Origin of the sequence: Streptomyces syringium (genome assembly GCF_017876625.1) — a bacterium.
GTDB classification, from domain to species: domain Bacteria; phylum Actinomycetota; class Actinomycetes; order Streptomycetales; family Streptomycetaceae; genus Streptomyces; species Streptomyces syringius.
Map to the genome: position 1 here is coordinate 53,802 of NZ_JAGIOH010000002.1, position 7,252 is coordinate 61,053.

Annotated in this window: 4 protein-coding genes; 3 read left to right on the forward strand and 1 reads right to left on the reverse strand. The window is 73.3% G+C overall.

Annotated features, from left to right (window positions below):
- Positions 1-43 precede the first annotated feature (43 nt).
- Complete coding sequence (locus JO379_RS32940) at positions 44-1,318, forward strand: MFS transporter (RefSeq protein WP_245382769.1); 1,275 nt, start codon at positions 44-46, stop codon at positions 1,316-1,318.
- 196 nt (positions 1,319-1,514) lie between these two features.
- Here JO379_RS32940 and JO379_RS32945 read toward each other — a convergent pair whose 3' ends face one another.
- On the reverse strand, positions 1,515-2,708 hold the full coding sequence (locus JO379_RS32945; protein ID WP_209519109.1) for an FUSC family protein: 1,194 nt from the start codon (positions 2,706-2,708) through the stop codon (positions 1,515-1,517).
- Positions 2,709-3,267: 559 nt separating this feature from the next.
- On the opposite strand from JO379_RS32945, the gene JO379_RS32950 reads away from it, so the two are divergent.
- Positions 3,268-4,737 carry an aminotransferase class I/II-fold pyridoxal phosphate-dependent enzyme gene (locus tag JO379_RS32950; protein WP_209519111.1) on the forward strand — a complete coding sequence of 490 codons (1,470 nt, stop codon included), beginning with the start codon at positions 3,268-3,270 and terminating at the stop codon, positions 4,735-4,737.
- Positions 4,738-5,802: 1,065 nt separating this feature from the next.
- A partial coding sequence (locus tag JO379_RS32955) for a glyceraldehyde-3-phosphate dehydrogenase (protein WP_209519113.1) occupies positions 5,803-7,252 on the forward strand: 1,450 nt, incomplete at its 3' end.

The window sequence follows — 7,252 nt, forward strand, 5'->3', positions numbered from 1 at the left end:
GCACGGCGACCACGCCCCCTGGCGCTCCCTGCGCCACCGCAGCATGCGCTGGTGGTCGGCCGCCAACCTCGTCTCCAACGCCGGCACCTGGATGCAGCTGACCGTGCAGAACCTGCTGGTGCTGCAGATCACCGGCTCCGCCGCCGCCACGGGACTGTCGCTGTCGGTGCAGGCCGCCCCGGGGCTGCTGATGGGGCTGTTCGGCGGTGCCGTCGTCGACCGGTGGCCCCGCAAGGTCACCGCGGCCGTCAGCCAGGCCGCGCTCGGCCTGGTGGCCTTCACCACCGCCGCACTGGTGGCCTTCGGCGAGCTCAACGTCGGCATCCTGATGGCACTGGCCGCCGTCACCGGTCTCATCGCCACCGTCGACGGGCCGGCCTGCGCCCTGCTGGGCAACGACCTGGTACCCGTCAAGGACGTGCCCTCCGCCATCGCGGTGGGCTCGCTGGTCCACAGCGTCGGCCGGCTCGCGGGCACGGCACTGGCCGCAGTCGCGGTGGCGTTCCTCGGCACGGCATCCGCCTACGCGGCCAACGGCCTGTCCTTCCTCTTCGTCGCCGCCGTCATCCCCTTCCTGCGCCCCGTCCAGGCACCGCCCGCACCCACCCCCGCAGCCCCGCAGGTACCGGTCCCGGGCAGCTCGCACCGGCCCGGCAGCGCCCGCGAGGGCCTGGCGTTCTTCATGCGCCGCCCGCGCCTGATGGCACTGGCCGGGATCACGGGCCTGAGCGCGGTCTTCGGACGCAACTACGGCCTGACCCTGGCCGTCCTGGTCACCGGCCCGCTGCAGGCCGGCGCGGCGGCGTTCGGCACGGTCTCCACCGTGCTGGCCGTCGGCGGCATGGCCGGCGCCGTTCTCGCGGCCCGGCTGCGCAGCCCCTCGGTGCGCCTGGTGGGCGCCCTGGCCGCCGCCGGAGGCCTGCTGCAGGCAGTGGCCGGGTTCTCCCCCTCTCTCGCCATCCTGCTGATCATGGTGCTGCCGATGGCCGTGGTGGAGTCGGTGTCCGACACCGCCGGAACCACCGTCCTGCAGACCGACCCCCCGGCCCACATGCGCGGCCGGGTCCTGGGCGTGTGGCGCAGCGCGAGCACCGTCTGGGGGCTCATGGGGCCGCCGCTGCTGGGCCTGCTGATGGAACTGGCCGGCGCGCGCGGCACCCTGGCCGTCGGCGGACTCCTCATCGCCGGTGCCGTCGGAGCCGGCGCACTGCTCCACCACCGGCGCCACACGCCCGCCGCCGTCCTGCCCGAACTCACCGGGCCGGCCCTGCCCCCCACAGCCGTCACCCGCCCGGAAACCCTGCGCGCCGCCGCCTGACCCCCCGGCCGGACCGGCCCCCGGCCCGGCCGCGTTGACCGGTGCCGCGTCCGGTGCCGCGTCCGGTGCCGCGTTGACCGGTGCCCCGTCCGGTGGCGGGCCGGCGGGCAGCCCTGCGCACCCCGCGCCCTGTGCACCACCGCGGCCCGTCACCGCGTTCCGTCGCCGCGTTCCGTCGCCGCGGCCGCCGGGGGGCTCAGCGGGCGCCGGTGGTCCGCTCCCTGCGGGGGCGTCCGTCCCGCCCCGTGTCTCCCCCGGGGCACAGGCGGCGGGTCAGCCGGCGGGCCTCGGCCAGCAGGGAACCGGACAGCTCCATCGCGGCCGGCCCCAGGACCGGCCGCCCGGCCAGACGGGCCCGCAAGTCCTCGTGGGCGGCCTCCACCTGGCGCAGCGTCCGCTCCAGCTCCCGGCGGGCTTCCCCGGTGTCCTCACCGGTCACCGTGCGCCCGTAGACAGCCAGGGCCCGGCTCACCCCGTGCAGGAAGTCCGCGTAGGGGCGGGTGACGTCGGTGTGCCGCACGCAGCGCGCCGCCGGGGAGTCCGCCGCCGCCTCGGCCAGGACCCGTGTCAGGCCCTGCAGATGGTCCGCCACATCCTCCAGGGTGCGCAGCGTCTCCTCGCCCGGGGGCCCGGACGGCTGGGCGCGGCGACGGTGCTCGGGGTTCAGGCGGGTGCTCTCCTCGGCCCGCTCCACCGCCGAGCGCAGACCACGCAGCAGCCCGGGCAGCCGGCGGGCCCGTTCCTGCCACCGCACCGCCTGCTCGTACCGCCACGGTCCTTGCAGCCCGTCCGCGACCGCCTCCAGGACCGCGCAGCACTCGCGCACCACACCGCCCGCGGCTTCGTGGACGCTGCGCAGGTACACCGGCGGCAGGACCAGGGCGTTGACCACCACACCCACCCCCGCGCCCAGGAACGCCGCCAGGACCCGGTCGGCCGCGATGGACACCGACCACTCGCCGCCCGCCAGAGTGAACAGAGCCGACGTCGCCCCGGCGATGCCCTGCTCGCCGAAGTGCTGCCAGTTACCGATCAGCAGCATCACCGGCAGGACCAGGAGCATCGCCGCGACCGGCCGGCCCAGGGCCATCGCACCGGCCGTCGCCACGACGGTCCCCAGCGCGATGGCCAGCGTCTGCTGGACCGCCCAGGCCACCGACCGGTAGACCGTGGTCCGCACCAAAACCAGCGCCACCCACGGCGCCATCAGCGCAAGAGTGTTACGCAACAGCCAGGCGGCCACCGACCACGCCAGGACCGCCGCCAGTGTCGCTTTGCACGCCAGGACCACCAGGTCCCGCTCCCGGCCCGGCCCCCGCCAGGCCCGCCGCACCGACCGTGCGACCCCAGCCGCCTCCGCACATACCTTCCCTCCCGCAGCGTGCCTCATGAAAACCCCCTGCCACACCCGCGGGCCTTCCATGCCCCCACCCCCGGGCACCGGCCTGCCCGGGGGGCATGCCGGGGAGCCCCGGGGAACACCGGCGTTCCCCACCGGACACACCGCGGAGGAGAACACGGCTCCCGAAACCCACACCAGGACCGGCCGCGACGCCCGGAACGGGCAGCGCAGTGCAGCGCAGTACCCGGGGGCGGGCAGCGCAGTACCCGCGGGCGGGCAGCCTGGTGTCCGGGGGCGGGCGTCGCAGTGTCCGGGGGCGGGTGAGCGGGGGTGGGTGCCCCCGGGGGTGTGGGCCGGGCCGGGGGTGTGGGCCGGGCCGGGGGTGTGGGCCGGGCCGGGGGTGTGGGCCGGGCCGGGGGTGTGGGCCGGGCCGGGGGTGTGGGCCGGGCCGGGGGTGTGGGCCGGGCCGGGGGTGTGGGCCGGGCCGGGGGTGTGGGCCGGGCCGGGGGTGTGGGCCGGGCCGGGGGTGTGGGCCGGGCCGGGGGGGGTGTGGGCCGGGCCGGGGGGTCGCTGTTTCCTGGTCCGCCGGCCGGGGCACGCGCCCTGCATGGATCATTCGAGGGCCCCGGTTCTGGAAGCACTGGCCGCATACCACGCACAGGGGCAGCTGCCCTTCACCCCGCCCGGGCACAAACAAGGCCGGGGCGCGGACCCGCGGGTGCGGAAAGTACTCGGAGACGCCGTCTTCCGCTCCGACGTCCTGGCGACCAGCGGGCTCGACGACCGCACCGCCTCCCACGGCGTACTCGAACAGGCCCAGGCCCTGATGGCGGACGCCGTGGGCGCCGACCACACCTTCTTCTCGACCTGCGGGAGTTCCCTGTCGGTCAAAGCGGCCATGCTCTCGGCCGCCGGCCCGCACGAGAAAATCCTCGTCGGCCGGGACGCCCACAAATCCGTGGTCTCCGGCCTCATCCTCTCCGGCATGCGGCCCATCTGGGTCGACCCCCAGTGGGACCCCGTACTGCACCTGGCGCACCCGCCGGCGGCCCGCTCCTTCGAGGCCGCCTTCGAAGAACACCCCGACGCACGATGCGCCCTGGTCACCAGCCCCACCCCCTACGGCACCTGCTCGGACCTGAGCACCCTGGCCGAGACCTGCCACCGGCGCGGCAGGCCCCTGATCGTGGACGAGGCGTGGGGCGCCCACCTGCCCTTCCACCCCCGCCTGCCCACCTGGGCCATGGACGCCGGCGCCGATGTGTGCGTGACATCGGTCCACAAGATGGGCTCCGCCCTGGAACAGGGCTCCGTCTTCCACCTCCAGGGCACCCTCGTCGAAGCGGCCGTGCTCAAGTCCCGCGAAGACCTCCTCGGCACCACCAGCCCCTCCTCGCTGGTCTACGCCGCCCTCGACGGATGGCGCCGGCAGATGGTCGAACACGGCCACGCCCTCTACGACAAAACCCTGGACCTCGCGCAGCACGTGCGGGAACACATCGAAGGAATCGAGGGAATGCACGTCCACGGCCGGGAAGACTTCTGCGGCCCCCACCTGGCCCGCGACCTCGATCCCCTGCAGATCATCATCGACATCACCGGACTGGGCATCCCCGGCTACCACGCCGCCGACTGGCTGCGCGCCCACCACCGGATCAACCTCCACCTGAGCGACCACCGCCGTATCAGCGCCCAGCTCACCCACGCCGACGACGAACACTCCGCCACCACCCTGACCGACGCCCTGCGGGACCTGGCCACACACGCCGGGAACCTGCCCCGCGGCCCGAAGATCCACGTCCCCGACCCCGCCGGCCTCAGGCTGGAACAAGTCATGCTGCCCCGGGACGCCTACTTCGGCCCCACCGAACAAGTGCCCTGGCACCAAGCAGCCGGCCGCATCGCAGCGGAAATGCTCACCCCCTACCCCCCGGGCATCCCCGCCGCCCTCCCCGGAGAACGGCTGACCACAGAAATCCTGTCCTACCTCCGCAGCGGCACCGACGCCGGAATGGTCGTCCACGACGCAGCGGACACCGACCTGACCAGCGTGCGGGTAGCCGCCGAGAACCACTGAAAACCCCTCGGGCGCACCACGCGCCCACGCGCCCACGCGCCCGGACACCATCGGCACGGGCCTGGCCGCGAGGTCGGCGGCATCCCACCGACGGCATCCCACCAGGGAGCGGCTTCGTTCACCCCCCTGGCAGCGTCGGCCTGCAGCAGGCAACGCGGCAGTGGGGTGCACCCCGGCCGCCGGGTGCCCGGTGCCCGACGGGCCGGCGGCTGGCGGCTGGCGGCTGGCGGCGCTCGGGTGCGGCACCAGAAACAGCAACGCCCCGGCCCGGCTCCGGAACAAGCCCACACAACACCCCTCCCCGGGCCTACCGGCCCGGGAAGAGCAGCCCGGGAAAGCCGGGAAAGGCAGCCCGGGAAGGGAAGAACGCCGAGCGGCAGCGCAGGAGGCAGAGACCGGGCAGGCACACCCCAGCGGCTCTCCGCCTCTGACGGGAACCCGGGGGGGCACCCCGGGGCGGGCCGACCAGCCGGGGCAGGGACCACCGAGCAGCGGCAGAAGATACAGGGACCAGGCAGGCACACGGAGCCACAGCCCTACCCCGAGGGGGCACCCGCGTACCGGGGAGACGGGTCAAGGCAGCACCCACCACCAGCCCCGCCGCCGCGAGCAGAACAACGCCCGGCACCACCGGACCCAGACAGGCCAAACCCCACCCACAGCCCGGCGCCACCCGGACAACCCAGAGCCCGCCCACGCCCGGCACCACCAGGCAGGCGAGGCCCCGCCCGCGGCCGCCGCCACCCGGACAACCCAGAGCCCGCCCACGCCCGGCGCCACCGGACAGGCCAAACCCCACCCACAGCCCGGCGCCACCGGACAGCGAAGGACAAGCCGGAGCCGCGCCCCGGCCCGGCGCCACCGAACAGGCGGGCCTGCCCACAGCCGGCGCCCCAGGGCGGGCGGGAGCCTGCCCACAGCCGGCGCCCCGGGCCGGCGGGGCCCTGCCCCCCCGGCCGGGGGCTGCGGGCCTGGTCACCGGGCCCCTCCCCGGGGGCTCCGCCTCAGGGACCACCACACCGGCGGGTTAGCATATGAGCGCCGCCTAGCTCGAAAGATGGACCTGTGACTGTCAATGACGACGCGTTCACTAACTGGAAGAACCGCGAGGAGATCGCGGAATCGATGATCCCGGTCATCGGGAAGCTGCACCGCGAACAGGACGTCACCGTCCTGCTCCACAGCCGCTCCCTGGTCAACAAATCGGTCATCAGCATCCTCAAAACCCACCGCTTCGCCCGCCAGATAGACGGCGGGGAACTCTCGGTGACCGAGACACTGCCCTTCCTCCAGGCACTGACCACCCTCGATCTCGGCCCCTCCCAGATCGACATCGGCATGCTCGCCGCGACCTACAAGACCAACAACGAAGGCCTCACAGTCGAGGACTTCACCGCCCGCGCCGTCGCCGGCGCCACCAACACCGCCCACACCCGGCGCCCCGAACCCCGCGACGTCGTCCTCTACGGCTTCGGCCGCATCGGCCGCCTCATCGCCCGCCTCCTCATCGAGAAAGCCGGCTCCGGCAACGGCCTGCGCCTGCGCGCCATCGTCGTCCGCCCCAGCAACGGCCGCCCCGCCGACGACCTCGTCAAACGCGCCTCACTCCTGCGCCGCGACTCCATCCACGGCCAGTTCCAGGGCACCATCACCGTCGACGAGACCCACAACAAAATCATCGCCAACGGCAACGAGATCAAAGTCATCTACGCCGCCGGCCCCACCGAGATCGACTACACCACCCACGGCATCCACAACGCCGTCCTCATCGACAACACCGGCACATGGCGCGACCGCCAAGGCCTCTCCCAACACCTGCGCCCCGGCATCGACAAAGTCGTCCTGACCGCACCCGGCAAGGGCGACATCCCCAACATCGTCCACGGCGTCAACCACCACACCATCAAACCCGACGAACAAATCCTCTCCTGCGCCTCCTGCACCACCAACGCCATCGTCCCCCCACTCAAAGCCATGGCCGACGAATACGGCGTCCTGCGCGGACACGTCGAAACCGTCCACTCCTTCACCAACGACCAGAACCTCCTCGACAACTACCACAGCGCCGACCGCCGCGGCCGCTCCGCACCACTGAACATGGTCATCACCGAAACCGGCGCCGCCTCCGCCGTCGCCAAAGCACTCCCCGACCTCAAAGCCCCCATCACCGGCAGCTCCATCCGCGTCCCCGTCCCCGACGTCTCCATCGCCATCCTCAACCTCCGCCTCGGACGCGAAACCACCCGCGAAGAAGTCCTCGACCACCTCCGCGACATCTCCCTCCACTCCCCCCTCAAACGCCAAATCGACTTCACCACCGCCCCCGACGCCGTCTCCATGGACTTCGTCGGCTCACGCCACGCCTCCACCATCGACGCCGGCGCCACCAAAGTCGACGGCGACAACGCCATCCTCTACCTCTGGTACGACAACGAATACGGCTACTCCTGCCAAGTCATCCGCGTCACCCAACACCTCACCAACACCGAACACCCCACCTACCCCACACCCACCC